The organism is Nitrososphaera sp. (assembly GCA_039938515.1).
In the GTDB taxonomy this organism is placed as follows: Archaea; Thermoproteota; Nitrososphaeria; order Nitrososphaerales; family Nitrososphaeraceae; genus Nitrososphaera.
In genome coordinates this window covers 80,574-107,528 of the sequence record JBDUUL010000012.1, presented here as the reverse complement: position 1 = coordinate 107,528, position 26,955 = coordinate 80,574, and the positions used below count along the sequence as shown (strand labels likewise).

The 26,955-nt window shown below is 47.1% G+C and carries 26 protein-coding genes and 2 tRNA genes; 13 read left to right on the top strand and 15 right to left on the bottom strand.

Going from position 1 to position 26,955, the window contains the following annotated elements; all coding sequences use genetic code 11:
* Positions 1 to 203 precede the first annotated feature (203 nt).
* The 4 genes from ABI361_07640 to ABI361_07625 all read right to left on the bottom strand — a co-directional run bounded on the left by ABI361_07640 (position 204) and on the right by ABI361_07625 (position 5,207).
* Complete coding sequence (locus ABI361_07640) at positions 204 to 479, bottom strand: hypothetical protein (GenBank protein MEO9320528.1); 276 nt, start codon at positions 477 to 479, stop codon at positions 204 to 206.
* A 152-nt stretch (positions 480 to 631) separates the two neighbouring features.
* Positions 632 to 1,012, bottom strand: coding sequence for a response regulator (locus tag ABI361_07635; GenBank protein MEO9320527.1), 381 nt, complete (start codon positions 1,010 to 1,012; stop codon positions 632 to 634).
* Between the two features lie 2,273 nt (positions 1,013 to 3,285).
* Positions 3,286 to 4,509 (bottom strand): right-handed parallel beta-helix repeat-containing protein, encoded by a 1,224-nt coding sequence (locus ABI361_07630; GenBank protein MEO9320526.1) that lies wholly within the window; start codon positions 4,507 to 4,509, stop codon positions 3,286 to 3,288.
* Positions 4,510 to 5,015: 506 nt separating this feature from the next.
* Positions 5,016 to 5,207, bottom strand: a complete 192-nt coding sequence (locus ABI361_07625) for a hypothetical protein (GenBank protein MEO9320525.1) — start codon at positions 5,205 to 5,207, stop codon at positions 5,016 to 5,018.
* A 4-nt stretch (positions 5,208 to 5,211) separates the two neighbouring features.
* Between ABI361_07625 and ABI361_07620 the strand changes: the two genes are divergently transcribed.
* Together ABI361_07620 and ABI361_07615 are read left to right on the top strand one after the other, a co-directional pair.
* Positions 5,212 to 6,102 (top strand): hypothetical protein, encoded by an 891-nt coding sequence (locus ABI361_07620; GenBank protein ID MEO9320524.1) that lies wholly within the window; start codon positions 5,212 to 5,214, stop codon positions 6,100 to 6,102.
* Positions 6,103 to 6,293: 191 nt separating this feature from the next.
* Positions 6,294 to 6,668 carry a nuclear transport factor 2 family protein gene (locus ABI361_07615; protein MEO9320523.1) on the top strand — a complete coding sequence of 125 codons (375 nt, stop codon included), beginning with the start codon at positions 6,294 to 6,296 and terminating at the stop codon, positions 6,666 to 6,668.
* 3 nt (positions 6,669 to 6,671) lie between these two features.
* Here ABI361_07615 and ABI361_07610 read toward each other — a convergent pair.
* Positions 6,672 to 6,785, bottom strand: a tRNA-Phe gene (locus tag ABI361_07610).
* A gap of 103 nt (positions 6,786 to 6,888) precedes the next feature.
* A complete protein-coding gene (locus tag ABI361_07605) occupies positions 6,889 to 7,038 on the bottom strand; it encodes a hypothetical protein (GenBank protein MEO9320522.1) in 150 nt (49 codons plus the stop codon).
* An 899-nt stretch (positions 7,039 to 7,937) separates the two neighbouring features.
* Here ABI361_07605 and ABI361_07600 point away from each other — a divergent pair.
* The 3 genes from ABI361_07600 (at position 7,938) to ABI361_07590 (ending at position 9,324) form a co-directional block, all read left to right on the top strand.
* Positions 7,938 to 8,093 (top strand): hypothetical protein, encoded by a 156-nt coding sequence (locus tag ABI361_07600; GenBank protein ID MEO9320521.1) that lies wholly within the window; start codon positions 7,938 to 7,940, stop codon positions 8,091 to 8,093.
* Positions 8,094 to 8,148: 55 nt separating this feature from the next.
* The gene (locus ABI361_07595; GenBank protein MEO9320520.1) at positions 8,149 to 8,355 is read left to right on the top strand and encodes a hypothetical protein; all 207 of its coding nucleotides are present in this window, start codon (positions 8,149 to 8,151) and stop codon (positions 8,353 to 8,355) included.
* Between the two features lie 711 nt (positions 8,356 to 9,066).
* On the top strand, positions 9,067 to 9,324 hold the full coding sequence (locus ABI361_07590; protein MEO9320519.1) for a hypothetical protein: 258 nt from the start codon (positions 9,067 to 9,069) through the stop codon (positions 9,322 to 9,324).
* 191 nt (positions 9,325 to 9,515) lie between these two features.
* Here the strand turns inward: ABI361_07590 and ABI361_07585 are convergent, their stop codons facing one another.
* Together ABI361_07585 and ABI361_07580 are read right to left on the bottom strand one after the other, a co-directional pair.
* Positions 9,516 to 9,899 (bottom strand): response regulator, encoded by a 384-nt coding sequence (locus ABI361_07585; protein ID MEO9320518.1) that lies wholly within the window; start codon positions 9,897 to 9,899, stop codon positions 9,516 to 9,518.
* Positions 9,900 to 10,101: 202 nt separating this feature from the next.
* Positions 10,102 to 10,368, bottom strand: coding sequence for a winged helix-turn-helix domain-containing protein (locus ABI361_07580; GenBank protein MEO9320517.1), 267 nt, complete (start codon positions 10,366 to 10,368; stop codon positions 10,102 to 10,104).
* A 201-nt stretch (positions 10,369 to 10,569) separates the two neighbouring features.
* On the opposite strand from ABI361_07580, the gene ABI361_07575 reads away from it, so the two are divergent.
* On the top strand, positions 10,570 to 10,788 hold the full coding sequence (locus ABI361_07575; protein ID MEO9320516.1) for a hypothetical protein: 219 nt from the start codon (positions 10,570 to 10,572) through the stop codon (positions 10,786 to 10,788).
* 137 nt (positions 10,789 to 10,925) lie between these two features.
* Positions 10,926 to 11,363 carry a hypothetical protein gene (locus ABI361_07570; protein ID MEO9320515.1) on the top strand — a complete coding sequence of 146 codons (438 nt, stop codon included), beginning with the start codon at positions 10,926 to 10,928 and terminating at the stop codon, positions 11,361 to 11,363.
* A 620-nt stretch (positions 11,364 to 11,983) separates the two neighbouring features.
* Here the strand turns inward: ABI361_07570 and ABI361_07565 are convergent.
* Both ABI361_07565 and ABI361_07560 read right to left on the bottom strand, forming a co-directional pair.
* Positions 11,984 to 13,213, bottom strand: coding sequence for a sialidase family protein (locus ABI361_07565; protein MEO9320514.1), 1,230 nt, complete (start codon positions 13,211 to 13,213; stop codon positions 11,984 to 11,986).
* Between the two features lie 570 nt (positions 13,214 to 13,783).
* A tRNA-Pro gene (locus tag ABI361_07560) sits at positions 13,784 to 13,888 on the bottom strand.
* Positions 13,889 to 14,908: 1,020 nt separating this feature from the next.
* Between ABI361_07560 and ABI361_07555 the strand changes: the two genes are divergently transcribed.
* On the top strand, positions 14,909 to 16,414 hold the full coding sequence (locus ABI361_07555) for a hypothetical protein (GenBank protein MEO9320513.1): 1,506 nt from the start codon (positions 14,909 to 14,911) through the stop codon (positions 16,412 to 16,414).
* A 547-nt stretch (positions 16,415 to 16,961) separates the two neighbouring features.
* On the opposite strand, the gene ABI361_07550 is transcribed toward ABI361_07555, so the two are convergent.
* Positions 16,962 to 17,330, bottom strand: a complete 369-nt coding sequence (locus ABI361_07550) for a TfoX/Sxy family protein (protein MEO9320512.1) — start codon at positions 17,328 to 17,330, stop codon at positions 16,962 to 16,964.
* 81 nt (positions 17,331 to 17,411) lie between these two features.
* On the bottom strand, positions 17,412 to 18,206 hold the full coding sequence (locus tag ABI361_07545; GenBank protein MEO9320511.1) for a hypothetical protein: 795 nt from the start codon (positions 18,204 to 18,206) through the stop codon (positions 17,412 to 17,414).
* Positions 18,207 to 18,427: 221 nt separating this feature from the next.
* On the opposite strand from ABI361_07545, the gene ABI361_07540 reads away from it, so the two are divergent.
* The 4 genes from ABI361_07540 to ABI361_07525 all read left to right on the top strand — a co-directional run bounded on the left by ABI361_07540 (position 18,428) and on the right by ABI361_07525 (position 22,543).
* Positions 18,428 to 20,044 (top strand): SagB/ThcOx family dehydrogenase, encoded by a 1,617-nt coding sequence (locus tag ABI361_07540; GenBank protein MEO9320510.1) that lies wholly within the window; start codon positions 18,428 to 18,430, stop codon positions 20,042 to 20,044.
* The gene (locus ABI361_07535; GenBank protein ID MEO9320509.1) at positions 20,041 to 20,565 is read left to right on the top strand and encodes an LURP-one-related family protein; all 525 of its coding nucleotides are present in this window, start codon (positions 20,041 to 20,043) and stop codon (positions 20,563 to 20,565) included. Before ABI361_07540 ends, ABI361_07535 begins: the two co-directional genes overlap by 4 nt.
* A gap of 178 nt (positions 20,566 to 20,743) precedes the next feature.
* Positions 20,744 to 21,664, top strand: coding sequence for a hypothetical protein (locus ABI361_07530; protein MEO9320508.1), 921 nt, complete (start codon positions 20,744 to 20,746; stop codon positions 21,662 to 21,664).
* A gap of 102 nt (positions 21,665 to 21,766) precedes the next feature.
* Positions 21,767 to 22,543 (top strand): SDR family NAD(P)-dependent oxidoreductase, encoded by a 777-nt coding sequence (locus ABI361_07525; GenBank protein MEO9320507.1) that lies wholly within the window; start codon positions 21,767 to 21,769, stop codon positions 22,541 to 22,543.
* A gap of 44 nt (positions 22,544 to 22,587) precedes the next feature.
* Here ABI361_07525 and ABI361_07520 read toward each other — a convergent pair whose 3' ends face one another.
* The gene (locus ABI361_07520) at positions 22,588 to 22,914 is read right to left on the bottom strand and encodes a hypothetical protein (protein ID MEO9320506.1); all 327 of its coding nucleotides are present in this window, start codon (positions 22,912 to 22,914) and stop codon (positions 22,588 to 22,590) included.
* A 330-nt stretch (positions 22,915 to 23,244) separates the two neighbouring features.
* Here ABI361_07520 and ABI361_07515 point away from each other — a divergent pair, with 330 nt between their 5' ends.
* On the top strand, positions 23,245 to 23,550 hold the full coding sequence (locus ABI361_07515) for a hypothetical protein (GenBank protein MEO9320505.1): 306 nt from the start codon (positions 23,245 to 23,247) through the stop codon (positions 23,548 to 23,550).
* Positions 23,551 to 23,587: 37 nt separating this feature from the next.
* Here ABI361_07515 and ABI361_07510 read toward each other — a convergent pair whose 3' ends face one another.
* Together ABI361_07510 and ABI361_07505 are read right to left on the bottom strand one after the other, a co-directional pair.
* A complete protein-coding gene (locus ABI361_07510; protein ID MEO9320504.1) occupies positions 23,588 to 25,291 on the bottom strand; it encodes a type II/IV secretion system ATPase subunit in 1,704 nt (567 codons plus the stop codon).
* A gap of 34 nt (positions 25,292 to 25,325) precedes the next feature.
* Positions 25,326 to 26,882, bottom strand: coding sequence for a hypothetical protein (locus tag ABI361_07505; GenBank protein MEO9320503.1), 1,557 nt, complete (start codon positions 26,880 to 26,882; stop codon positions 25,326 to 25,328).
* Positions 26,883 to 26,955: the final 73 nt, after the last annotated feature.

Genomic DNA, 26,955 nt, shown 5'->3' with positions numbered 1-26,955 from the left:
TTCTACGACTATTGAACGAATGGACAGATTGTACCGTTGCACACTGTGCGACTTGGTCGTGCTGTTTTTATCTGAAGTCAACGAGCACAAGACGATAACGGGACACGATGATTTTGTCATAACGCCTTTGGAATAGTATTAGGCCATAGTCCTGGACTGTTCACTACGGGGCCTTGTATTTTGGCTCATAATGAAAGGAAGGGTTAGATTTTGCCGTTATGTGCAGACGAGATGTGCTTACCGTAGCTATCCAGTGATGCATAGGTAACATGGCATTTTTCGCAGTATGGCTTATTCTCCTGGGCAGGTCTTGCGGGGTCGGTTACGTCTGCCTCGATTTCTTCCGCGCTGACCTCGCCAAGGCCAATCAAATAGCTGATGGTCCTGTTCTTGGCCCTTGTACGAGCAATCGCAAGAATCGGTGCTGTTAACTTGGTGGGTGTTGGGATGCCTGTGAGACCTTCGCTAGCCCGCGCCAAGTTAACAGAGTCTAACCTCCGAACCAGATTGCATCAAACCGCGTTTGATTTTGAAATGTCAGAACTGTTTGCGCGCAGAGTAAATATCGAATCAGCAGATTAGTTTCGAGACTGGCCAACCTTCCGGCAACTTATTATGTATTATTCTTGGGCTAACGCCTTGCCAAGTGCGTCCGAATATGCTTCGCCAGTGCCTCAATGGCAATAGGCTTTGTCAGAAAGCAATAGTTCTTCAAGCTCGGAAGGGCCCTTCTCGCTTCAGCCGCGTAGATTTCAAAGGCCGTCAGAAAGCAAATTTGCAAACCGGGATTCTTTTCCCAAAGTGCCCGTGCCAGCTCAAAACCGTTCATTCCCGGCATTCTAACGTCTAAAAGTGCAAGGTCGTACTCTGCATGGTCATACTTTGCAAGCGCCTCTTCCGGCCTGTTAAACGCCGTAACAGCAAACCCCTCTGATTCGAGGCCTCGTTTAAGGGTTGATAGGATGTCTTTCTCGTCTTCCACAAGCAATATCCGACTAGCGGCTGTTGCCATGCCCAATCACCAAAGCTGCTCTAAGGCAAAGTAACCGAGGCGTTCCTTTCAGTAGCTTGTCCTAGTATTTAATTTTAAAGAAAGGTTTACGCTTCAGAAGGCCAATTCGTCTTCAAAACTTCTCCTTGTTATCAGCGAGTATGCGCATTCAAGGTTGCAGCAATTGCAATCAGTTTCAACACACGCCATTCGTGCCTCATGGTCACACTGCTTGCATGGGCATTTGGCGACAAAGCCAAGGTCAGCAATGGCAAGGTTTGAGCTCACTAATGGTCATTTATCCGCTGGTACTACCAGTTATCCACGGTACAACTGCCTTTCGCTCTGAAATGACCTAATGAATGCGCAGTAAGCTCGATAACAGCCAGATTGGACAATAAGACCGATGCCCGCCTTGGTTACTCTCGCAGCTAGATGAGAGCAAGCTGCAATAGGCAGACATGCGATATAGCATTAGCAGCCACGAAGTATGTCCTCAAGGGCGTAAATACCATGAGCCAGAGAAGCTAACTACTGTTCGGCAGAACAGGGTTGGACAACGAAACCTGCTGAAGTCCGTGGTAGGCCAGTCAAAGCCATATGGCCACTCGGCGCAGCAGGCTACTATGGACTAGACAGGCAAAATCCCAGAAGTGAAGGCAAATCTAGACAGATAACGGACTAGACTCCCAACTAGGCACGTGGTTTTCAATCACTGAAAGTATCTTGTTAACTATAATCTCCTGATGGTCAGACGCAATGTCAAGTGAGACCAACAATGTGTGGTGCTGATCCAATGGTATTGTTGCCCGCTACCTTTTCATATACTGTCACGGAGTATCGCACAGCGCCTGTTTTGACTTTTCATGCACTAGCCTCTATGAGGATGAAGCAAGCAGCACAACAGGAATCTACGGAGTCATACACAACACAGCAGTGAGGAGCTAGCCTCCTTTTCTTTATTGCCCGCCAGAAACCGCGTTTATCCAATAGCTCACTGTTCTGCAGTGTGGCTTCTGGTCAAGTATCAATAGCTGTTCTAGTCTTCAATCACAGGTACAGCTTAGTGCAATCTAGCTCCGCCTAACGCACTTGCAAAATTGTTTGCCACAGTGGCTCTATCTGCTGATACCTTGAGCGAATATGCCGCAATTGTCTGACCAGAAGCGTGCAGCATCAATCCATTTCCACTAAATACGGTACAGCCTGATTGACCATCAGATGAGCCAGCATTATTGATTACAGATACGGCATAAGTTTGGCCATTGAGATTGACTAGCATTGGCTTGCTGAATGTGGTGTTGAGGTTTTGGCTACTTGGCACATCGTATTGATGAAGTATCCAAAGCTCAACAGAGCTCCCAGCAGTATAGCTTACTGTTCCTGTATAAGCAGAACTTGCTGTACCGAGTATTGTCGCAAATCCACTGGCGTTTGTAGCAATTGTGCCTTGCTGTACCCGTGAGACGGCAGCTGCAGGCGTTCTAGTAGTCTAACCATTGTTAGTTGAACTTGCCTGATTAATTGCTGTTGATGGTATTACTGATGAGTTTGAATTGGTTGTAGATTCATTGCTAATGGTATTTGATGTTGTATTAGAGCCAGCTGTAGTGTTAGAAACGGTAGTAGTTTGGTTCAGTGAATTGTACCAGGTTACGTTGTACGCAACCCAAGAGTTTGGCTCCAGCCACGTGTCCAAAAAACGCTTTCAGTCGCAAATGGGCTATTGATTGGCCCATATCCGACATACGGCATCGTTAGAGTGAATGTCTTGTCCAAATTGGGAGCAAATCCCGAATCACATTCGTCATGTACAAAATTGCCTAGGGCTGTCGTGCTGATAAATGCACTGCCGTTATGGGTATTCCCAGCTAGGCTTTGGTTCGCAGCGTGTAAAGTGTAAGTTATGGTGTATCCAACATGGTTCTTTGCCTCAAAAGTAATTCCGGGGTTTGCTATTGGATTAAAGCTCATTGTACCATTGTTAATTGACATTGAAGTAATAGTAGTTGAATAGATGTTGTTACACGAAGACGGATTTGCTCCCATGGCAGAAGCAGGTCGTGCTAATAGAAAAGGGGCGGCAAGGACTACCGAAATAGTTGCGGAGACAGAAACAATTGCAATTATCAGAATCGGCAATTTGTTCCCTGAGAGAGATGTCACGCAAGAGCCGGGCAAATAGCATATTTGCTAATTGTAGAGTCGCCGTCTAGAAGAATCGATTGCTGAGAGCTACAAAAGCCGCCCAAGAAACTGCAAAACTGTTTCAAACAGCTCCTAGTTCCCGTAGATTAAGGAACGTTATAGTCCACCTTTGCCAAGTTGTTGGCAGGCAGAGGGTAAATGGTACAACTGTTGTTGCTAGTGTTTGGAGACTCCATTGCGCAGACAAAATACTGAGTGACACCCGGAGGGACATTATTGAAAGAAAAGAACACGTTTTCACCGTTGGAAGGAGACGGAACATTTCTCACTTGCCATGCTAATGGGACCAAGCTACCGTCAATCAATGTAACATTCATGTTAAGAGACGAAACACCGCTAGCGACATTCGAAAGCTTGACATTTATGGCTAAACCACCGGTGTTCTCACATAGCCCGCCGGGGTTCGAGCCACCGTTCGAATTTCCGCTGCACATGTCAATTGTATACCTATTTGCAGTTCCATTCTTGCCCTTGCCCAAAGATTGATCGTAAAATCCGACGTTTGTATTATTGTTGGCTTGGTTGGCTGCAAAGAGATTGGCGATTGAATCGGGCTGAGCAAAATAGCTTGTTCCACCAAAACCAGAGTATAATGCTGGTCCGGTATTCGAGCCTACGTTGCTAACGAACTTGTTATTAGAGCTTGTCTGAAGGTAGTATCCAAAGTCGATGTCACGCACTGCATTGTTATTCTGAAGGGTGTTGTTGTTTGCTTGGAGCAGATAGTAGCCGAAATCATACAGGGTTGCAGTGTTTCCCTTTAGTAAATTATTGTCAGAACCGATGCCGATATTGTATCCAATGCCGTTTGAGAATGGATGGCCTACTGCAGTATTGTTAAAAAGTGACTCGTGAGTGCAATTAAACTGCAGGTCGTATCCGTAATAATCGCCAGCATAGTTTCCGGCTAAAGTGTTATGCGTATTGGAATAAAGGGCGAAATTCTCGCTATTGCTTATCGTAGAGTTGTTGTTAATGAGCTTGTTGTAATTCGAGTTATAGCCAATGTAGAATCCAAAGGTGCTGTCATTTACGGTATTTCCGGTAAGCACGTTGTTTGAGCTATTTGCAAGGTTAAAGCCGTAGAACTCACCTGTCACACTACAATTCTTTATCTTGGCGCCTGATATTCCGGATAACTTGATTCCAGTTCCAAAGTTAAATGGAGTGATATTATTTACTGCGTGACCATTGCAATCAAGCGTGATGTTGTTAGCACCGATGGCAAGTCCCTGATCGTCAGTGCACGTAATATCATCGGCTAGTTTCGTATTAGATGTAAGAATGTCGCCACATGAAATAGCAGGCATTGCACTTGCGGTTTGTAAGAAATTAGAAACAGGGAATAGCGCAAGCGAGAGTAGACAAACAGCAGCGATGCACAAAGCTTTACTAAATCTGGATAAGCTTACTGCAAGCGACATAACAGCGCTGGTTAGTGAGAGGAGGTATAAAAGGAATTCAGTCTACAGGTTTTAGACTCAGGAACGCTTCATTTCTGAAAATCCAACAATACCGCTGCAATGGATATTGTTAAAATGTTGTACAGATGCTGCCTGTTTAGCTCCATTTGCACACCTGCATCTTCTGCCTTGTATGCATGCCCATGTCATAGCCCTCTATTGGAGCAGATACTGCAAGCTAAGCTTGTCTTTCCAGAATCATTTAGGGGTCTTGATGCTCACTCTAGAGGCTGATTATTTGTCAATAATACAACAAGAAAGTGCCTATTATTCTCAAATTAAACACGATTACTGAGCACAACACTTTTGCACCTGTAGAATTTCAGAAAAAATAAAGACAATCATAGCATGCTTTACCATACAGCGCTGGTTGGAATGGTGGCGATGACCGTTCTTTCCATGATAATTTTGCCAAGTTTTCTGGCTACTGTTCCGGCCCCTTTTGCATCTGACACCTTTCCTCCTGTTGTTGCCATTACATCGCCTGCGACTGGCACTAATTTTGCTGTCTTGTCTACCTCATCAAGTCCAGGTTCAGTTGCCATCCAAGTGACGGGGACCTCAACTGACGGTACCGGGAGCGGTGTTAGTTCGGTTCAACTTAGCTTTAACGGCGGAGATTGGCAGACCGTTGTACCCCGGTCTACGGGAGACTGGTCCAGCTGGAAGAGTCCCAACAACTTTACTCTAGGATTGGGCTCGTATACATTTAGCGCAAGAGCAACGGACAACAGTGCAAACACTGGCTATTCTTTCGTCGTAAGCATCAAGGTCGTTCAGCAGCCATCTCGATTAATCAACGTGGTCGTAATCTCGTCAGATTCAGCCACCAGGGCAGTAATTAACAACCACCTCACGACAGCTGACATCGTCAGTAGCTTTTCGCTCGCAACCCTTGGCTTGTTCCCCGGGCAGAAGCACATGCTTGAGGCAAACTCTATACCCGTGATTCAGCAGGGAATCATTAACGCTAAAAGCAGTACTACAAGGTTAGACTATATCGGCTATGACAACGAGCTTTCAAACGGAGCAGGCTCGACTCCGCCGTCAGAGCTTGTAAATCCGGCGGCGTCTACAAATCAGGCAATGAGCATAATCAAGGCTGCAGGATACAGCTCTGCAATAAGCCCTACAAGGCGTATTCTGCTACAAGAGTATGCCGGAGTCGATTTTACAAAAGTTAACAACCTGGATATACAACTTGAGAAAGTCGTAGACAACTCGCTGTTTCAGTCGGTTCCTAACACGGTAATCCCAGTGGCAACTGCTGAAAATCCCAAGGTACTTGTCACCGTACAGGTGAGTCCATCTCTGTTTAGTAACATAGACATTGTCAATAATGTAAACACAATAAGCAAAGAGATCAATGGGGTTACGATTATGTGGAACGGGACCGACCCCACAGTATTGGATGGCCTTATCACTCAATTAGGCCGATAACAACAAACAAAGATCTCTCCACAAACATCAACCCTAGCAACATTACATTTGATGCCATTCGATGGCTCTGTCTGTTTTTCAAAGTCTTGCTCCATGACATCTCTTCTTGTTAGCGCTTGATAACGTAGAAGCATCTAGTGCAATGCAGTGCATTCCTGATATTGATATAGAATAGTACCATAACATTGGCGATGGTTAAGCAGACGGTATTATTCACAAGCGAAGAGCTAGTCTATGAGTACTTTAGGCTGATAACCAAAAAGGACGTTCAAGGTCTCGTCAATCTCTTTGTCAATGATTGCACCATCTATGAGCCATTTAGCAAACTAGACGGTTTGCATGGCAAGGCTGCAATCGAGCATTTCTTTAAAGTTGCAGTAATGGCTAACGCTGGCATGAATAGAAACATCCGCTTCGTCAACAACAATAAGGAGCAAGACAGCATTGTAGTATTAGTTACGTTTGAGAAAGGCGATTCTGTCACAGGCAGATTTGAGTTTCATTTTGTCAGAAACGAATCAGGCAGAAAGATAAGGACATTGAGAATAGAGTTTCTAGTTACTTGAAAATGCCGCCGGTAAGATTTGAACTTACGACAGCTCGGTCTTCAGCTTCACTCCTTCCTTCTTTAGCGATAATAAGAGAGAAAGGTCGAGTGCTCTCCCGGGCTGAGCTACAGCGGCATGGTAATGGTTGAAAGAACCCTCTAAAATGGTTCCGTCACTCAGCGGCTTCCTTCTGCCAGCTGACTCTTGTTCTTATTTCGTCTTCCTGATTCTTGAGTTGCTATAGCATTTCATTGAGCTCATACCTTCTCAGGTAACCTTCTTTTCTAGCTTCAAGCAAAGCAATCTCCTTCATGATGGACTTGCGATAATTGTTGAGCGAGTCCAATTCCTGACCGTATATCTCGACAAGATTGCTTTCGTCAGACAATGGATGAGCCTAGCTATTCTTTGATGGCAAGATTTTCAGCCTTTACGTGTCTACGAGACTACATTGAGCATTTCTCGCAATTTATCCGCCATTCACAATATCACACCTTTTTTGCGGTTGTCTAACATCGACATTGAATTTGCTTAATACAGGACCAGTTGTGGAACCAATAGAGTGACTGTTAAACCCGTTGAAACGAGGCTTATCAGATTTAGAGACCCGGAAAAGCCTTCGAGCCGCTGCTATGACTGTGGCGAGACGGCTACCATGGAGGCTCTCTTTGCAGTTCATGGAGTGCATGTTGTCAGAAGATATTGCAATAATTGCATAAGAGATGCAGTACTCTGACTTATTTTGAAATTAGAAAATTAAGGGGCTTAATGCCGGTTATGGTCTCCAATTCCGAGGATGCTTGACGTCAACTCAGCGCCCTAGAGAGTAGAATAATAAACCGACTATTAGGGGCTGTTGTAGATAAACAGACACTTGCATCGTAATTAATGACAAATTCTGACCTATCTTAGCGTTAAGCCAATTCCATCAATACCGAACGGGCTCGCCGGACTACCGAACAAATATGACGTAGCCGGTCTGCTCGCACCATTTTACTCATTCAAAGGGCAGAATTTCGATATCATCATGGCCCGTAAACGCTTTGTGATTATCCAAGTCTTCCAGGAATAGCATTACAGAATTGCAATCGCGGCAGAGGTAAATCTTGTCTAATTTTTCGAGCGAGCCAAGAGTCAAAAATCCATCTTGTTTTCATGCTGCATTATTTAGACAAAGCGGTGATATCTAGTAGAAAATAACCACATCGGGACGGCGTGTACAAGTCTATTATGCCATTGAATTTCTTGCTTGGACTTAAATACGGTTAACGCCAGCACGAGAAAACAATGGATTCCGAAACAGCCCCCTCATTCAAGTTTCGAAATTATGTCAGAAATATCGATCCTGTGCTAAAGAGCAAAGTCCAGTGCGCAATCTGCAAATCCATCTTTGAAAGCCTTAAAGAGTTAAAACAGCACAGGTTCGATGCTCATTCCTACTAAAGATAGAGTTAATTGTAAAAATCAAACGTGCTTGTCAAGGTTTGCCAAGCATAGTTTGCAAAAGCTCCGTCTGTCGAAGCAGCTCAGATGGTACATGGCCTTGACAGGCTCGCAAAGAGGCGTCCTGATAAGGCTGTACATCAATTCCAAGACCAAGGAAAACGAAAACGACCTGATGGGTTTTGTTGAAAAGATGTTTGAAATGTCTACTCCCGAGATAAAAGCTGAAAGGAAATTGCTAGAGAAAAAGGCTTGCCATTGAACCGTTACCTACCCTAGAGCAAGTATGCACGGATCCAGACAAACTTCAAGAACTATGAGCGACCGCAGAGCATCGAATAAATTTCTACTTGCACAAAGTCTACCATAAAGCACATTCAAGGCCACGTCGGGAATCATGAGAATATGCGAATTTCTCCGATTGACCAATCGGTATTTTTGAGATAGCATTTTGCTTGCATGCTGGACAGCTATCAAAATCATAGACGAGCCTGTCCAGTAGTGAAACCGTCCAAAAACAATTTTCGCATATCGCAAATTCCTTCCGGGTCGTTATGGCCGTCTGCACTGAAAATTCTTGGACGGACGACATTTCTCTTTCTTCCCGTTGTCACTATTAAAAAGTGATGGAGCGCTGTTAGTAAACTAACATAGGTATAATGATTCTAGAAGTGTATACTATACATAATGTGCGCATAGCTTGAGAGTAAATTGCGGGCTTGGGGCTGCGTTAGATGACGGAGGATTATGCTGCTGATAACATATCGTTGTAAGGAATGCAGGAGGTTATTCTCTTTTAGCTCCAATCTCTTGGCACATAGAGAGTATTCGGGCCATGACGATTTTGAGGTAATCCCGGATGTGCCAGAATCTGCATAAAACGAAACCACGTCAAATATTGCCGCTCCTACGGTCAAGCCTGATAGTTTTTAGGCAGGTATTGTACACCGCGCCTCAGAGCCAGCTTGTAGTAATGTCACTCAAACCAAACGAAGACATTGGAATGGCGATACACCACGAAAACGACCAGTTCATCAGAGTTGAACAAGGTCAAGGCAAGGCCATAATTGATGGCAGTGTGTCTGTTATTGTGGAAGATTCAGCCGTTGTAATACCTGGGGGCTCTGCACAATATAATCAATACATCAAACCAAGAACTGAAGCTATACACAATTTACTCGCCACCACTTCATCCGGACAAGACAGTACACAAGACAAAGGCGGATGCTGAAGCTGCGGAGAACGCGATAGCAGAATAGGTGTTCAGCTATTACCGTTTTGTCAAACCAAAGAGAACTGAAGGCTCTGAATAGATGGTACCTTAGGTTGCTTTGTGAAACAATGAGACGGTCGCGACCGGGTGAATAGAGCCCGCAGACCTAAACGCGCAGACATCCCCTGAGTTTATGTTCGGCATCAAAACTAGTTTGCGTTTACCAACTGTTTTACGCGGCTCCAAATCTCTACAAGCCTGAATGGCTTGCGAATAATGTCCTCAACGCTGACTACTGGCATCTTGCTGCGCAAGTCATCTGGGATAATATCATAGGCCGTCATTAGTATTACTTTAACATTCGGGTTAATGGTCAGTACTTGGCTTGCAAGGTCAACGCCGTTCATGCCCGGCATTCTAATGTCTGATAACACCAGTGCATATTTTGTAGAGTTTGCTTTGAAAGCATCAAGTGCCTTTATAGGGTCTGAAAAGCCGTCAGGCTCAAAGCCATTCTTAACAAGATGCTTTAAGACAAGGTAAAGAATATCTTTATCGTCTTCAACTACAAGCAGACGAGTAGCTGCAGACACGCAAATTCATGCCCAGCACATCAATTAAGGCTTTGCAGCAAATTCACTGCAGTATCTACGCGTAACGCGATATTGATGTTGCGCGTTCAGACTCGACGGCCTAATTTCATGCATCAAATGCAATGCTAACCTTGGATAGCATATCACAAGCTAGCTTGAGAAATCTATCTATGCAACTAATATGCAACGTCTCGACCCCTCACTACCCTGCAGCTTCGCTGTCCAGGTGTACATACTCTCCTATCTTGTCGTATATGCTTAGAAAACGGTGGCCTTTCTCCGTCGTCCTATAGCTTGCTGCTTGTTCTCCCTCAAGCACAAGCAGGTTATTCTCAAGTAGGAGTGTAAGGTATTCCTTAAGCTGAGCATATGACAGAAAGGCCCTGTACATTATCTTAGTCTTTGACGCTCCGCCATTAGCAGCGTGCAGAATCTGAGCTGCTATGTCAGTTCTGCTCCGGTATTTCATCACTTGTTTATAGCCAACCAAGCATAATAAGACAGGTGAAATTTGATTGGACGATGATGATGTCTAATGATTCTAGCCGATATGTTATACTTGTAGCCAAAAATGACATTGAGCGTGAATCCCGCAATGCCCAGAACAGATATCCACTATATCGGATGGCGGAGAAAACAATGCACATCCAGCTGAAAGAACATTCCTGTAATGGGCGAGAACTACTCAATCTCAAAAAAGGAGACGCGGCAGGAGTTTGTCATCGAGAGAAGATGGGTTACGAAGGCTAAGACCATTCACATTCCTATCCGAGATAAGGAAATCTATTTCAACGGGAAAAAGTTCGGTGAAAAACTTAGTTTTAGGTACCCGGACGGAACTGTGTGGACGCTTGAAACAACCGCGGCTCCCATAGTTGAATCGTTTTAAAAATCACATCTAGGCACATCGGCAGTGTAATGTTTGCTGGATTGCGATAAAATATCGACATTATAGCATATTTTTCTGCAATTGCTAAATATCTTTTATTCTAGCCACTGTTACTGAGCATAAGCACCCTCACGTCCATGTTCTCACAGAGAAGCGGCATGGGACAGTCGATAGCCGGAAGCGTCATTGGATCAATCATGGGTTATGCAATGCAGAATATGATGAACCGCGGCATCGGCAGCTTTCTACATTCACGAGGCCAAAACAAGGACTCCATGAATACGGCGCTTAACCAGATACAGACCGAGACTGCAAATAACCCTGACCACCAGCTGGTACAGCAAATAAAAAGCAGCACTGGCCTACAGGACGACAATCAGGCAAGGCAATACATACAGCAGGCAGTTGAGTTTATGAAAGAGCATACAAACAACAACCCTGAAGCAATGCACTCCGCATTTACAAATTATGCCGACAATCAGGGAATGAATCTTGGCGGCATGCTGTCTGGATTTGGAGGAAATAGCCAGCCGAAAAAAGAAGGCGGTCTAGGCGAACTGTTGGGGAACCTATAATTCTCCTTACCTTTCTTTTGCAGTTTTGTACGGCAATTAGGTTATTGCGCTTCGTAATGACAGCCATCTGGTAACAGTCTTGAGAGTAATGTCGATTTCTACCTCTATCTATTTTGTGCTACTCTAAGATAATCTCGATTTTCAGTCTTTGTCATGACCATAAACATGTCCTCCAAATCACAGCATCTGCATCTATTCCCAATACAGTCTGCTAGTTTGTGATATGTGCTTTGTCAAACTCTACTTTTAGCACTGTGGACTTGAAGTTCATAGCGTAATATCGCCGAAACTGTATCCAGATACTTCTTGCGGGTGCCCGGCGATATTTCCCACCTGCTTTTTAAGAATTCGTCAGCCAGCGTCAAAATTCTTTGGATAGTGCAACCCGGTTCATTTTTCATGGTTGCCCGCAGATAATACACAAGCTGATTGATGCGTTCTTCACGTGTTGACATAGGCGCTAAATGCCGGCAGGTTATGTTTAATCTTGACTGCGCTATCACAGCTCATTAGCCGCAAAAGGTTTCGCATATGTCTGCCATCAGCTTGTAATTGCTTGCATCATTAAGTTTCTTGTGTTATGCCCAAATCGACAAGACCAGTGCTGCTCAACAAGTGACTCAAGCGTGAGGAGACGTCTGATCTTTTAGCAAATTTGTAAAGGTATCTCCGTCATCATAACTCACGACAAATGCCCTGGTTGCTGTTACTCCATTATCCCAGCTGATATAGACTGTACTTCCGGATACTAACATCAACTCCGAAGCTCCGAGTGGACCCGGGTTGACAGCATATGGTCGAGTAAAGGTCTGACCTCCATCTCGGCTGTGAGTATAAAATGAAGCTTGTCCAGGGGTCGACATCGACACATACGCGTACCATATTACGTGAACCGCATCGCCGTTTACTCCGAGGGTAAAAGCCCCGAATTGTTGCGGTGTTGTGCTTACGCCTTTAATGCTGTTCCAAGTATAGCCGCCGTCATTGCTTGACCTAAAATCAATTTGCGGAGAGGGCATTTTCTGTTTCAAAAGGTTCAAACGATGACCCTCAAAGTATTGCGGTATTGCAGCGCTCCATGCCGAGTATATGTTTCTGCCGTCTTTGGTTATCGCTATCTGTGGATTGTCTGAAACGTCATTTCCTGCGCTAAGTAGCCCTATGTTGCCCGTATGTGCTATTGAAAACGTCCCATTTCGCTCTTGATAATCCAGTTCTCGATACTTTATTGCAGATGTATAATTGCCCGTTTCAGTCCATGCAACAAAAAGGTGACCTTGGGCATAAGCTATTGCTGGATCTCGGCAATCAAGTGTACTATCGCTAATTGGTATGATGCTGCTAAAGGTCCTGCCGCTATCGCCGCTATAACGCAATAGAATCTTGTAGATGCCGGAGGATCTCTCCTCCCATGCCACAAATACCTTATTGTCAACTGCGGCAATCGCAGGTCTATCAGCAGGCTCATTAGTATTGCTCAAATCAATGTCCTTGACAAAGGTCTTGCCTGCGTCATTGCTTACGGCATAATGTAGCTGGTAGTAGTAGTCGCCATTTGGGAGTTCAATGACTGCTCCCCAAAATACATACACATTATCGCCCGAGCTGGTAGTAATAGGATACCATGAATTAGCGCTGCTGTTGCTCAAGGTTACGGGCTTTGAGTAACTGCCATTGTATAGAATTTTGGAAAAGGTAACTAATTGGAAATTGGTGTCTACGGGGGTAACTGCTTTGACAACATAGGGTGCATTTTCATTGGATAATCGGGCAAGAAATAGAGTTTCATTTGCCTTATCAATAAAGCCGGTCTTGTTTGTAGTGACACCATGTACTGTGATGGGCAGCATACTAGGCAAATTCGCTTGAGGGGCAACTAAAGAATCCCACATTATTTCAAACGCGGCTACAAGAGCTGCACCTAGAATCAATCCCAACAGAGTAGCCGTGAAGAGTGCTTGACTCTGTAGCAACTCCTAATAATCTGCAGAGCTAAGAATGAATAGTTATCGCTGCGTTTGATTGGACTCGGCTCAAAAAGACGTGAATTTGTTCACCCTAGATTGATTGACCAGCCTACAACCGCACACGTGTAGCTGTAAGCATGAGACTATCTGCATATTATTACCACTACCGCCAATTCCCTGCCTACAATCCAATCTATTACACCCAGCTTAACGCCTTCACTCTGGTCTCCTTACCACAGTTTTCACACATATCCACGACTCCATCCTGTTAGCCACTCTCATTCCACACTTTATGGCTCCATTTACTTCCCGTCTTCTCACATGCCCACGGTCTTCACCCTCTCTCCATGCTTTCGCTAGACTACTGTCTGGCTTTCACACCCATTAGCCCGTACTAGTAGCCCATTAGTTAGGGCTCTTTTGCCATCCCTGTATATATCCCCAAGAAAGTAGTGGGATCGGTGGGATTTGAACCCACGATCTCCAGCGCCCCAGGCTCGTCGGCGGCCACGAAAGTGGAAGCCTCTGACATCCTAGACCAAGCTAGACTACGATCCCTCGCAGAACAGGCTTTGCCTTCAGCTTTTATTCCTTTGTAAATCCAATCTCGACGGCCTTGTTGCTAATGTCCATGGTGTGCCACTAGTATTTGCTTAATGGTATGGTTATGAAGAGCCACAAATTGGACATGACGCAGACCCGCCTCGTCGGCGAGGAAGCGATACGTCCCACTGGCAGGTGCTACAATTAACCAGGTTTCAATTCTCGTCGCTGCTCATGACGGCGAGTAAATAAAGCTCTCAGACGGACCAATAACGATTATCAGTATTTTGTAATTATTTCCCTCTCGGGATTTGAATAAGGTGTAGCGCAATAAGCATTTTTGATGGCCTACCTGAGAAGTAAAGTGTCTAATAGGTTGCGAAAGCTGGACTCCCAACAGTGGGCGAATGGAAGTGAAGGATAGAGTACGGAATTAGAACCGCTTGTGTGTGAATGCCAAAATGTGGAAAAAGTAAGACTCTGATACACCGGCCTCAGGGGCGACTGGCTATTCAATTATTTCAGCGTGCCCTCTGTCGCAATGATGAGGTTGGGTTTAGAGTCCTTTCATTCTCGTCATGATATTGTTAGTACTAGTAATCCAGAAGTCTTGAAGCACTCACTCGAAACCACAGAGAACAACGGTAATACCAGAATTTGATCCGCCCTTGGCACACATGAGCCAAGTGTGTTGGTAATCCGCATCAACTATTGGATTTACGAACCGCTTCTCAGTCGCCCGAGTCCGCGGAAAGGACGGCAGTCTTGTGACCATTGGTACCTACGCATTTCGCGGCGGATGTAGACTGCAAGTTCAGAGTCTAATTATCAAATTTGTTCAAAGACGTTATATTCAAGCCTGCCTATCCAGCGTCACAGAGAAGGCCGGCTCTGCTTGCCTTCAGCCTGGCTTTATTCATATTAGTATAACATGATTATAGCATACATGTTATATTCAATAGTCAAAATAACCTGACATGCTGGCTCTTGTATCTCGGAAATATAGCAACTGGAATGCCGTTTCGCTCAAAGTCAATGAGCCAGATTCCTATCCTGTCCCGTCCTGAAAAAGCCCCCGATGACACGACCAAGCGTGTATTCCCGGTAGGAGCCAGCCCGTCTATTCAGGACCTGGTTAATACAAACCAATTCAAAATCAGGCCGCTTCAAAAAGAGAGATACTACCTTACCCACGGTGGCAGAGACAGGTGCCTGCATTTTATCAATAAAAGCAATAGCAGGGAGCTCTATTCGTTTGCAGTTGGCAGACAGATGGACATGGCAGAATCAGAACTGCTCAAGCGCACATACATTGCCCAGCATCCAAAAGAATGGGAGCAGGTACAGCAAATAGCAAACGGTAAAAAGCGCGGTAGGAGAGCGCGCTGTTCGGGTGCTGCCGAGAATAATGAAACACCAAAGAATCCACCTTTAATTCAACAACCAGCAAAAGAGCCAGAAAAACCATCTACCAAGGCTGAATCAATCCTAGAGCCACTTGCCATAGATAAGGATGCCAGCATTTGGAAGTGGATTGCAAAATGCGTAAGAGAACAGAGAATATTTTTTCAAGAAGCTCGTGCACTGGATAAAATGCTTTCTGAAAGTGGAATTGACCCAGCTACCAGTGTTGGAATCGGACTCCAAATCTGGAATTCTGCCCATCAACGATATTATCAAGCACAAAATGACATTCGTACAGTCGGCATTCCTGCAGAACAAGAAAAGAGAATTATCAATGAAACAACTAGCGAGTCTTCCCGTCAAACCAATGCAAATCAATTAGAGAAAACACTCGTAGAGAGAATTGCGACTCTCGAATCAAAGATTGACAAGCTAGCAGAAGCAATAACCAAACTAGTTGAAGGCATTTCGAAAAGCAATGACAATGACAGAAAAGATGGAGCAACCTGCACTCAAGAAATTAAGCAATTGAAAGAGAAGATAAATGACTTGAAACAATTGATAATTGAAAGAGTTCCACCCCAAACGGCATATCGAATAATTGCAAATACAGTGTTTGAGACGGAGATGTTTCAGAAGTTTTTGGGACTTCCGCTATACGGTGACTTACTGCGAGAGTGGAACGCCAGTCACCGATACCTTATCAATAAATCTGCATCGCTCGAAGAGAAGACTGATGGCCCAAACACGACGTTAAAGTCCGAGCCATCGAGCATTGATAAGCTAGCGACTAATGACAATGTTCACCAGGAAGAGCAAAATTTAGTTAACGTCAGTGCTGACAAGACATCTAAGAAAGAACAGGAGGTAATGTTGCCCTCGTCTATGGTAAAGCAAATGCTGCAAGAAGAAGCTAAGGAAATAGCGGCTAATCATTTCGATGCGGCGAGTCAATTACTTGAAGAGGCGTTTGATGAACTAATAAGAGCATCAAACGGGGAGCATGAAGTTGCAACAGTTATACATGTATTGAAAAAGTTGGTCGTTTCTAAACTCAGCAGAGATGCCGCAAGTCTCCGATCAGCTGCAAAGAGTTCAGACGTAAATTCTGATTCTCCTGAATCGAAATCTGGCTAGCAGTCTCACAATTCCTTGGTTTTTTAGTTTGAGTATTTTAGTTGATAGTTCGTCACGTTTTGGAATTAAAATGAATATTGCAGTTCAACAATCGTCATAGGGACGGTTTTTGGGATAAACTTTAGATGCCCAACGCGCATGCGCTGCCCGCACGCCACTAAAGTTAAGAAAATTATAGTTCTTGATGGCAAGATTTCATTTTGAAAGTCAAAGAGCTAAAAGCTTGCTTCGCATAGTGTTACAAAATGTCATTCTGGATAGCCAATAAGACTGCTGATTTAATCGGCTCGGTCAACACGCTGCCGTCACATTTTATGGATTGTTGTATTGGAGAAAAGAACTCCTTCAAGCAGATATCTGCAAACAGGATTCAGTCCCAATGGCCTTGACCAACCAACTTGAAGTTCGCCGAATAACGCTCAGAAATCCGCCTGCCTGCCATGACTGTTCAAAAGTTGCCTCTCTGGAGGCGTACTTTGAGATAGGAGGCATACTTGTACTCCGGCGATACTGCGAAACGTGCCTGAAAACCGCCGCCATCTAGGATTTATGCTCTCCTTGGCTTTGCTGACTTCTTTGCCTTGGGCGCAAGGCTGCTGGCGTAGTCTAGTGACTTTTCAATCCAGGGCTTTAGCCGCTGTCTGCTGAACATATCCTCCGGCAGCGCTACGTACTCTTTCATCACCCTGCCAGGCATAGGCTCAAACGGCCTTGCCCCGTGTTTTGAGATATTCGCCCTGTCCGCTTCGGACAATCGGAGAATCACGCCATTGTTATGAAGTGCCAGGAACATGTTGCCGTTTAGGAACCTGCAGGGATAACCGAACATTTTGCGCTCCTCGACTCCCTGTCCCTTACCGGGCGCAATGCTGTTGAACTTTTCAACGGCAACCGGATCGAGCTTTTCAAACTTCAAGCCGACAACATGAGATAAGTGCCCGTACTTAACCCTGACGGGATATCATTAGTCTCTGCGCGCTATCAGCTGGTGACCCGGCTACCTGTTCTGCTTCTGGAACTCTTCCATTACTCTCTTTTCGTTGTAAATCACAAAGCGGTTATACCAGTACAGTCCGCCGGCAAAGGCAAGGTTGCCTGCGTGGTACAGCGAGTATGCGAATTTGGAAAGGTCCATCCTGTCAAGAAGCGCCATGTTTGTGAAAAGCATGTCGGCTGCGGCCATTAGCACGAGTGCAGACGATGAAAATAGCCAGGGAGTATATGTAAGGAGGCCCCTTCGCAGCGTAATCACAAGGAGCAGAGCCGGAATGACAATGACGGCGTCAAGTAATGGATAGATGGACCTGACAACAGCCGTGGTCACGTCAGGAACGTCTCGGGCCGATGAGCCTTCCTTCAAACTGCTCTCATATGACACGAACGCATTGTACACGGTATTGGTTGTAAGCGCGGCCACTAGTCCTGCCACGAGCACAATGTTATACTTTGATACAGTCCTGCCAAAGTACCTGTACATCCTGAAAATGTAGTATCCAAAGAAAGCATAAAGCACAAGCCATGGAATATCTGCAACGGAGGATTGCGAAGGCTCGCGTCCGGCGGTAAATGTTTCATAACCCCATATTGCCTGTCCTGCAAGCCAGCAGGCAAGCCCCAACGATAACGCTACATGGGTCTTTCCAAAGAGTCCACTGCCGCGCTGCCGTACCGACACGATCACTGAAATCGTCGTGGCAATTCCAGCCGTTACGCTGGTTGATACAAAGCTGTCAATAATTCCAAATGGATTTGCAGAAACGACTGCTCCGATACCTACCACCGCGACCGTCAAAACCAGAATAATTCTCCTCCTTAGGGCGGCCTCTTCAGTAGTACTTTTTGGTGCCTGTAGCAAACGCCTTCAGCTGTGCTTCCTTGACTCTTTTTCTCTGAGTCAGGTTATGGATTTCTGCTTGTCTAATCGTATACAGTCAGCCAACTGACATGAAGGAATCAGGTTGCAAAGGGGTTGAAATAAATTCTGTGGCGTCTTTTAGGTAGCCGGCTCATATCTTGCACTCGGATGCTGATGGCGGCACTCTAAACCGAAATACCAAGTTCGCACTGGAATACCATGAAGATACAATGCATGCAGAGGGAAGCAGCCAGGTTTCCCGCCACTACATGGACTGGAACGACCGGCCGCGGCCGTTCAAGGTGTACCCTGACATCCAATCAATACCTCTTCCGGACGATATCGGCTCCCCGGAATCAAATTCTCTGGTCTGTATCCGCGATGACCTGTCGGGAAATCCACGGGCTAGACTGGGCATTAGTTCGCTTGCACGGCTTCTCTTTTTCACCGGCGGCGTGACGAGGGCCATGAAATTTGATGCTGGGACTTACTACATGCGCGCGGCCTCTGCGACCGGGGCACTATACCCGATAGAGATGTATGTGATATGCCGAGATATCGGTGAGGGCGCAGACAGGCTTGCCGCCGGCATCTACCACTTTTGCCCCGGCGAGTTTTCCTTGACCCTGCTACGGGCAGGTGATTGGAGGGCAAATCTTGCCTTGGCAGCCGGCGCAAATCAGCGCATAGGGTCGAGCCCTGCGACTATTGCTTTTACTTCGCTTGCTTGGAGAAACACCTGGAAGTACCGGGCGAGGTCATACAGGCACTGGTTCTGGGACTCTGGCGTCATGGCTGCGAACCTACTTGCACTGTGTGCCTCGGAAGGCTTCTCGACAGAACTGGCGATGGGCTTTGTTGACAAGGCGGTTAACGAGATGCTGCTTCTTCAGGACAGAAAGGAAGCTGCGATCGCGCTTGCGCCCATCGCGGCCTTGAGCAACATGACGGCCGCCCCTTCTGGTCAGCCGAGCGAGGCTGTGCAAATAGAGGCGCCAAAATCGCTCCCGGTGTCAAGGTCCGAAGCAGACTATCCGGAGATCTGGCAGATTAATGATGCGTCGTCGCTTTCCACGCCCGGGGAGGTAAACGCCTGGAAGCAATCCATGAAAATGGGCCCCCAACTTGGTGCCCAGCAGACCGTGGACATAAAATCACTCACCATCGGAGAAACAATCCTGCGTCGGGGCTCGACCCGAAGGTTTGCTCACCGCCCGGTTTCGTCCGACGCACTGCTAAACGTACTATACACCTCTACCAGGGGGGTGCCTCTCGACTTTATGCCATTTAGAGCTGCAAGCGTGACCGACGTGTATTTTATTGCAAACTTTGTTGACGGCCTCGGGCCAGGTACCTACTTTTACGACAGGACCGCAAATTCGGTCCGGCAGCTGAAGCCCATGAATGAATCCTCGAGCAGAAGCTTGTCCGGATACCTGTGCCTGAACCAGCCCCTTTTTGCTGACGCAAGTGCGGTTTTCTTTCTCATGTGCGATCTAGCCGGCGTTCTTGACTCGGTTGGAAACCGCGGATACAGGGCTGCACAGTTTGAAGCCGGAGTGACTGCAGGAAAAATTTACCTCTCGGCGTATTCGCTCGCTCTCGGAGCCTCGGGCTCGACGTTTTACGACGAGGCGGTAACGGAGGCTTTCTCACCGCATGCAGAGCGCAGGTCGGCAATGATTGCAGTCGGCGTAGGGGTGCCGGATTATGTTGCTGTGCCTGGAAAGGTGCTTGCGGCACGCCTTACAAGGAACGAGTTGATGCGGGCATGATAGAGTCAAACTCTCTATTTGGAACAAACGAGCTAGTGCTGAAGAAAAAGATACTGTCGGTTAGAGAACACTACGACATTGAGGACAGGAAAGGGAACAAATTAGGCGAGGCGGAAGGCAATTTCATTCAGCTTCCCGCCAAGTTTACGGTAAGAGATTCTGCTGGAAGCGAACTTGTCCGCATCGAAGGTAGATTAATTTCATTTCGAACGGAATTTGCCTTTCATGACAGCACCGGTTCTAGCATTGGCACTATCAAGAAAAAGCTGGTCAAGCTTGTAGGCGAGGAATTCTGGGTTGAGCGGGAAGGGAAGGAATACATGCGAATTTACGGCAACTTTACTGAGCACGATTACAGGTTTGAAGTCAACAAGACTGAGGTCGCAAGGGTGCACAGGAACTGGGTATCAGTAAGGGACACCCTTAACCTGTCACTGACAGGTGACGCAGACCACAGACTTACCCTTGGTGCACTAATCGTCATAGAGCACATCGAAGTCACCGAGCGGAAGAACAACTGAGTGATTGCCCGTCCTTTTGGCCCTGAGACTTTTTGAAAGGCTGTCATTTTTTGAAATTACATGCATAGAATCATAGGCTGCCAGCGGGCAAAAAATCGGGATCCTGATGACATATTCCTCATGTAATTCCGGCAAGAAATTGATAAATAATGTAATCATATTTGGAGCATTTTCACTATTGCTTTCTCTTGTTCCATCAAGCACCACCCTAACGCTCCCAGCTTTTGGAGAGGAGTCGCATGATAATTCGAGCCAGCAGAATAGTGAAAACACTACAAACACGGACAATCACGCCTCGAACAGAAATGGCACTAACGACGAATCCGGGCATGAAAACGGTTCCAACACCGGTGCAACTACCCACGAAAACAGTACTGAAAGCAACGACGATCGCCATGCAAACACCAATTCGACTGGCGCGGAGGAGCACAATAATGCCACTTCCAATAACTCTGACGATAATCAAACAAACGAACACTGGAATAATACGCTTGCCGGCAGGCATCATCTAAAGAAGGGATTTCATAATGGCGAGTACTTCAAGCAAATGCTGAAGTACAGGATGGAGTTGTTTAGCCACGGCAAGCACTCGAGACTCAATTCCACTTCCATTGCCCTGACGATGGTTGCAAATTCGACATTCACGCTAACTGCCAACGGTAAGGCAATGGGCTTTACTCATGACGGATCCGGGACGGATTCGCGAAATAGCACGCTTGTCCTGAATTTTTCGGTGGTAAAGTCCTCGGAGAGGATAATCTCGATAAACATGACTGGTGGCACTTTCACCATCGGTAATGAGACGCTGGACATCGGCAAAGGCCACGCATATCTCCTGACAAACCATCCAAGGCTGTTCGTTTTTGGCTACGGCCCTCCAGAAAAAGCAGCATCAACTGCAAATCACGAGGACGAACATGGCCACCACCTGCGCCCACTGGTAAGACTTTACGTTGTGCCTGCTAATATCGATGAGCTGAAAGCCCAGCTTGCGGGAGGAACGTCTGATTTGTCGATGCCAGTCAAAGTCATTGGGATGGAAAATACCTTGCATGGTCATTGGTTCGTCATGATGAACGGCGAGGTTTCACTCACGTAGGTCCGGCTCCAGCGGCTGCGCATCCCCATCTGGACCTGCGCGCTGGTTGAGCCAAAGCTATAACGGATTTAAATAACTCGCTGGTGCAAATTTCCGTACTTTATGAACACGGACAGGATGCTTGAAGGGCGCGCCGCGATTATTACTGGTTCTACAAGGGGCAACGGACAGGCCATGGCCCGCCTCTTCTCGCAACAGGGCGCAAGCGTTGTCGTTACCGGTCGTGAAGAGTCAGAAGCCCGCAGGACCGCAGCCGAGTTGACGGCCGAGTCCAAAAATCCTGCTGCGGGCTTTGCGCTTGACGTGACGTCCTCGAGCCAGGTAAAAGACTTGGTCGCACAGGCTGTCGACCGTTTTGGCAGGATAGACATACTCGTCAACAACGCAGGCTATCCCATCAAAGACGAATTCTGGGACGTGGCGTTTGATGCAATCTCCGATGAGAGTCTAACTCAGGTGCTAAACGTTGACGCGATAGGCACTTACCGCTGCTGCCGCGAAGTCCTTCCAGTCATGGTAAAGCAGTCACGCGGCGTGATAATCAACATTTCATCAACGCCGGCGATCGGCGGTTATACAAAAGGTGCTCCCTACACGGTTGCCAAGTCCGCAATACTTGGAATCACCAAACACGTCGCAGCGGAATACGGCAAATACAATATACGCTGCAACGCAATCGCGCCTGGCTCGATAGCAACACCGCGCAACTGGGACAGGCTTTCAGCCGACCAGAAAAAGGAGCTCGTGTCAGGCATCCCCCTTGGAAGAGAGGGCAAACCCGAAGACGTTGCAGGCGTGGCGCTGATGCTTGCAAGCGACTACACCTCGTTTGTAAACGGTCAGACAATAATCGTTGATGGCGGAGAAACAATGAGATAGCTCGCCCAGAAGTACTGGGCGGTTTCGGTTAACTGGTTTGCGGTCTAGGCCCGGACACGTCGCATCCGCGCTTCGCCTTGGTCCTTTATCTGCTTTCGCACTTGCTGGACCAGATACAAATCCCAAATTTCTTCGACAGCAAAGCCTGCAATGCTTCCATACCAGCTTAACGACTCGCTGCCCTTTCCATCGCCAGGCAGGAGTAAAAGTCCGGCCAAGGTTACTGATAGCATCGCCGACACGTAGAGTGCTATGCCTATGGCAAGCTTCCTTGCGGCCACCTTGGGTTGTTTCAGGCAGAGCCAGTAGGCAAGGTATGGCGATATTGCAGCACATACCATGGTCTTTGTCATTCTATTTGGGCGGGGCACTTGTTCAGGCTCCCTGTTCCACTGGTGCTGCAGTTGACCCGAAAAATTCAACAGTTTCGTAATGCTGAGCGAGAACTAGTCTGCTTGCAATGCTCACAGAGAAATCCCGATAGTTAATGCCTATAGCACTTGATGCCGCAGACCTGCGCTGGAATGGATAGATTAGCCGGGCCCCTGCACAACCCATGGTTAGTTTTTTCGTTCACGTTCTCTGAAAGGAACCTTATCTGCAACTGACGTAAATAATATTATCCGCGGACGCCGGCCATGCGGGTTGTCCCCGGCCCTACATACTTTGTCTTAATATTTTCACGGCAAGCCGGACCTTGATTGTACGCAGAGCCGTTCAATAACAGCATCCACCCCGAATATGGGAGGCTCGAGCATAGTCTCAAAGTCCTATCCGAGAGCAGGCTAGCTGCAGTCAGGGTGCTGCGGATGCTGGACTATATTGAGAACTTGGAGGCTCCAAGTGAGCAAACTAAAAACAAAACACAACATGATAAGTGCATTCCGAACACAGACGCAAGGGCTGACGGGATTTTGAGCGAGATGGCACTTAGGATAAGATCCCTTGAAAGCAGCGGCAGGACAGCCGAATCTGTAATCTTGAAGTACAAGGTAGAGCGCTGCTAGCAAAAAGAGCTCTTTTGATAAGCAATAGATTTCGGCGCTAGACTGAGTCCAGTTCCTTCTTGAATGCTTCCAAGCCCATTTCCTTTGCCTGGACTATTCTGTCGTATACATCGTAATAGTTGAAAATCTTTTTCTTTATCATGGTCTCAAGTAGCCTCATGCGAAGTTCCAGCTCGTCGTACAGCAGGCCTTCGTCTTTTCGCGAAAGGCCGCGCTTTAGCAGAATCTTGGTCAGCATCAGGTTGCTGCTTCCCCTGCCTCTGTAGGTAACCGTATCGTTTGATGGGTCCCAGGTAAAGACCGGGATAAACATGACAGAATCTGCGGCGCCGTTGTAGCCTACGATTTCATTAATTGAAAGGACGCGCCTTATGGGCTTGCCGTCTTTTCCTTGCACCGCCGCCTGGAAAAGCGCAATGTTGAGGTTTTCCACGTTTGGCTTTGGAATTTTCATGGGCTCGCCTGTAAGCCTCTGAATGAGACTTGACATCTGCGCGGCGTGAAAAGTACTCATGACTGGGTGCCCGGTCTGCATGGCCTGGAAGGCAATATTTGCCTCGGCTCCTCTAATCTCGCCTACAAGGATGTAGTTTGGCCTCTGACGCAATGCGGCTTTTAGTAGATCGAACATTACGACGCTTGACGCCGGGGAGCCCGTATCGCGTGTGACTTCGCTGATCCAGTTCTTGTGCGGGAGGGTGATTTCGGGCGTGTCCTCTATGGTTACGATCTTTCCGGTTGGAGAGATAAACGACGTGATCCCCATCATGGTAGTAGTCTTACCCGACGCGGTCTCTCCGTTAATGAAAACTGACATGCCTTCGCCTACCATCATCCACATGTAGGCTGCCTGTCTGGCGTCTATGGTTCTTGAGTTTATGATTTGCGTGATGGAGAGCGGGATGCTAGCAAAGCGCCTGATAGTCGCGTTTGTACCACGCTTGCTGACGTCCTTGCCAAAGACAATGTTGATTCTGGAGCCTTCCGGCAGGGTTGCGTCGACCAGCGGCCTTGCGTGTGAAATGGTCTTGCCAAACTGCTCGGACATGCCAATGACCATGTCGTCGATGTCGTCGTGGCTCAGGTATATCGGGCACCTCAACGAACCGAAGATCTTGTGGACGACGTAAACGTTGCCGGCACCAACTATGGAAATGTCTTCAAGGTGCGGATCCGTCAGGAATGGCTCGAGTATTCCAAGTCCCACTCTCTTGTTGACAAAGTGGTATTTCAGGTAAGCAAATTCTGGCTCGTATACCGGCACCTTGTCGCCGCTTCGCTTTATGTCAAACTTGTCATACTCGACCGGCTTGGGAGACTTGACGCACACCTTCTCAAGAAACTCGCCTACCATCGCAAACTTTTCTTGAAGCTGATCGGGGGGTTTCCACTCTCCGGCGTACTTGGCAAATATCTTCTCAAGGATTGAGACAAGCTGTGGATTTGGTTCCGGAGGGCCAATGATGATGTATTCCCAGTATCCATCGCCGCTGTCGGAATGGCTGTTTAGGTGGATATAGTTCTGGTCGCTAATTGGGTAGATGAGGTTGAGCGCCTTTAGGTTCTTCATGCTGCCGTCGATTTTATCAAAATACTTGGGATAAGGCTTGCCCTTCTTCACGTATCCATTTACGTACTGTGCGAGATATGGCGCCTTCTTTGTGGCCGCCACGAGTTTCGGTTCTGGCAAAATGTCCGCCGCCATGCCGCCCTGAGGCGGCTTCTGAACCTCAGCGCACATTTGCAATAATCTCCTTGTATCCCATTTTACCTGATCACTTTGTCGCGGAACCTATTGTATGCTGGATGTCAAGTACGCTTCCGAGCATGTTTGAAAGGAACTGGTCTATTCCATAAAGCACAAGGCCCCCTACAATCATCAGGATGGCTATGGTGAACCAGACGGTCTGGTAGAGTCCGCCCTGGAATACCTTAAGCGCCATACCATTTATCGCGGAAAGGGCGATTGCCATTGCAGGGAGAAGAATTACCATTACGCCCGGGTCTGCAGGCGTCAGGCTCAGTACCCCTGCCGCGCCGCCGTGGCCGGAGATCGAATTCTGAAGGGAGAAATACTGCTGCAGAAACTGCAAAAGCCTGTTTATCAGACTGAATACTCCAAGCGTCAGCACGTGCATGATAAGTATGGTGGATTCGAATGCCTTGGCCGACTGCAGCCTCTTGCTTCGGATTTCAAGAAACCGGCTAGATATTTCCGAGAGCTTGGCGCCGACGTCGAGCATATTGGCCCCCTTGACCATGGCGCTTCCAAGTACAGTGTTGCCGGCAGCAATTAGGGAGCTTGATGTTTCCTGTGAAAACAGGTCAAAGGCGTCCTCAATCTTTATCCTGCTCTGGACTCGATTAGACATTGCCTCGATGTACTTGGATAGGTCGCCAAAATCGCTTCTGAGAACCGATTTGAGCGAAGCACCTAGAGATCCGACTGTATGATAGACGTCTCCCAGGTGACGGGCAAACGACGGATAATAATCGTCAATTCTTCTCACCTTGGCATCTATCTTTCTCGCCATCATGCCAGGCAGGAGCAGGGGTGCGCCAGCCGCGGAAATTGCCAGGGGAACCGGTACGATTCCGGATACCCCCATTCCAAGTCCGACGACAATCCCTGCGCCCAGGCCCATGTACAGCCGCTTCTTAAAGACCGCGCCTTCGGGCAGGAATTTGATGTTTGATATCTTGTCCTTTGGAAATATCATATAGGCGAGAAAGATAAACGATGCCAGCCCCGCAAGGATCGCAGTCGTGATCGTAACGACAAACTGGGACGACGACCCGCCTCCTCCGGATATCATGGTGAGCAGAAGCAGCGACGAAACAAGAAACGATGACGTCGACATCATGGTAGAGTACATTTCAAGCAGCAGGTCCATTGATTTCATGGATCGCTCATACCCAGAGACAAATCCCGAGATTACGGCGTCAAGCTCGTGCTTGAAAAATATACTAAGGTCCTCGCCAAGCCGCAAAACCTGCGCAAGCTTCATCAGCAACAGTTTGAATTCTTCGGACTTTACCGACAGGCCCACGGTTTCGCTTGCCCTTGCAAGGCCAAACTGCCACCTGACGCCAAGCAAATATACCCGGTCAAATGTTGCCGCGTAAAAGCCGTAATGTCTGCTCGATGCGGCAGTCCTTACAAGGTCTGACGGCTGTATCTGGCCAGTGGAAATTCCAAACAAAAGGAGAGTAAAGTAGACGAAAGTTTCATCGACTTTGCCCGGCAGGATTGTCTTGCGGCTTGTATCGTGCTTTCCCCCGACAGCTGCCACTAGAGGATTCTTTTCACTCTTGCCAGAAAGCCCGAGCAACTCACTTTAGTCCTCATGCAATGCAGAAATGCGATGTGATGTAGGATGGAATACAACTGCCAGAAGTAAGCCC

What these genes read in the sequence shown, in the direction of transcription:
- ABI361_07575 (MEO9320516.1), top strand. Translation starts at nt 10,570, where the DNA reads ATGGGCGAGAACTACTCAATCTCAAAAAAGGAGACGCGGCAGGAGTTT.
- ABI361_07600 (MEO9320521.1), top strand. Translation starts at nt 7,938, where the DNA reads ATGGATTCCGAAACAGCCCCCTCATTCAAGTTTCGAAATTATGTCAGA.
- ABI361_07555 (MEO9320513.1), top strand. Translation starts at nt 14,909, where the DNA reads ATGAGCCAGATTCCTATCCTGTCCCGTCCTGAAAAAGCCCCCGATGAC.
- ABI361_07615 (MEO9320523.1), top strand. Translation starts at nt 6,294, where the DNA reads ATGGTTAAGCAGACGGTATTATTCACAAGCGAAGAGCTAGTCTATGAG.
- ABI361_07565 (MEO9320514.1), bottom strand. Translation starts at nt 13,213, where the DNA reads ATGCTGCCCATCACAGTACATGGTGTCACTACAAACAAGACCGGCTTT.
- ABI361_07590 (MEO9320519.1), top strand. Translation starts at nt 9,067, where the DNA reads ATGTCACTCAAACCAAACGAAGACATTGGAATGGCGATACACCACGAA.
- ABI361_07630 (MEO9320526.1), bottom strand. Translation starts at nt 4,509, where the DNA reads ATGCCTGCTATTTCATGTGGCGACATTCTTACATCTAATACGAAACTA.
- ABI361_07580 (MEO9320517.1), bottom strand. Translation starts at nt 10,368, where the DNA reads ATGAAATACCGGAGCAGAACTGACATAGCAGCTCAGATTCTGCACGCT.
- ABI361_07510 (MEO9320504.1), bottom strand. Translation starts at nt 25,291, where the DNA reads ATGTGCGCTGAGGTTCAGAAGCCGCCTCAGGGCGGCATGGCGGCGGAC.
- ABI361_07535 (MEO9320509.1), top strand. Translation starts at nt 20,041, where the DNA reads ATGATAGAGTCAAACTCTCTATTTGGAACAAACGAGCTAGTGCTGAAG.
- ABI361_07635 (MEO9320527.1), bottom strand. Translation starts at nt 1,012, where the DNA reads ATGGCAACAGCCGCTAGTCGGATATTGCTTGTGGAAGACGAGAAAGAC.
- ABI361_07570 (MEO9320515.1), top strand. Translation starts at nt 10,926, where the DNA reads ATGTTCTCACAGAGAAGCGGCATGGGACAGTCGATAGCCGGAAGCGTC.
- ABI361_07625 (MEO9320525.1), bottom strand. Translation starts at nt 5,207, where the DNA reads ATGGCAACTGAACCTGGACTTGATGAGGTAGACAAGACAGCAAAATTA.
- ABI361_07525 (MEO9320507.1), top strand. Translation starts at nt 21,767, where the DNA reads ATGAACACGGACAGGATGCTTGAAGGGCGCGCCGCGATTATTACTGGT.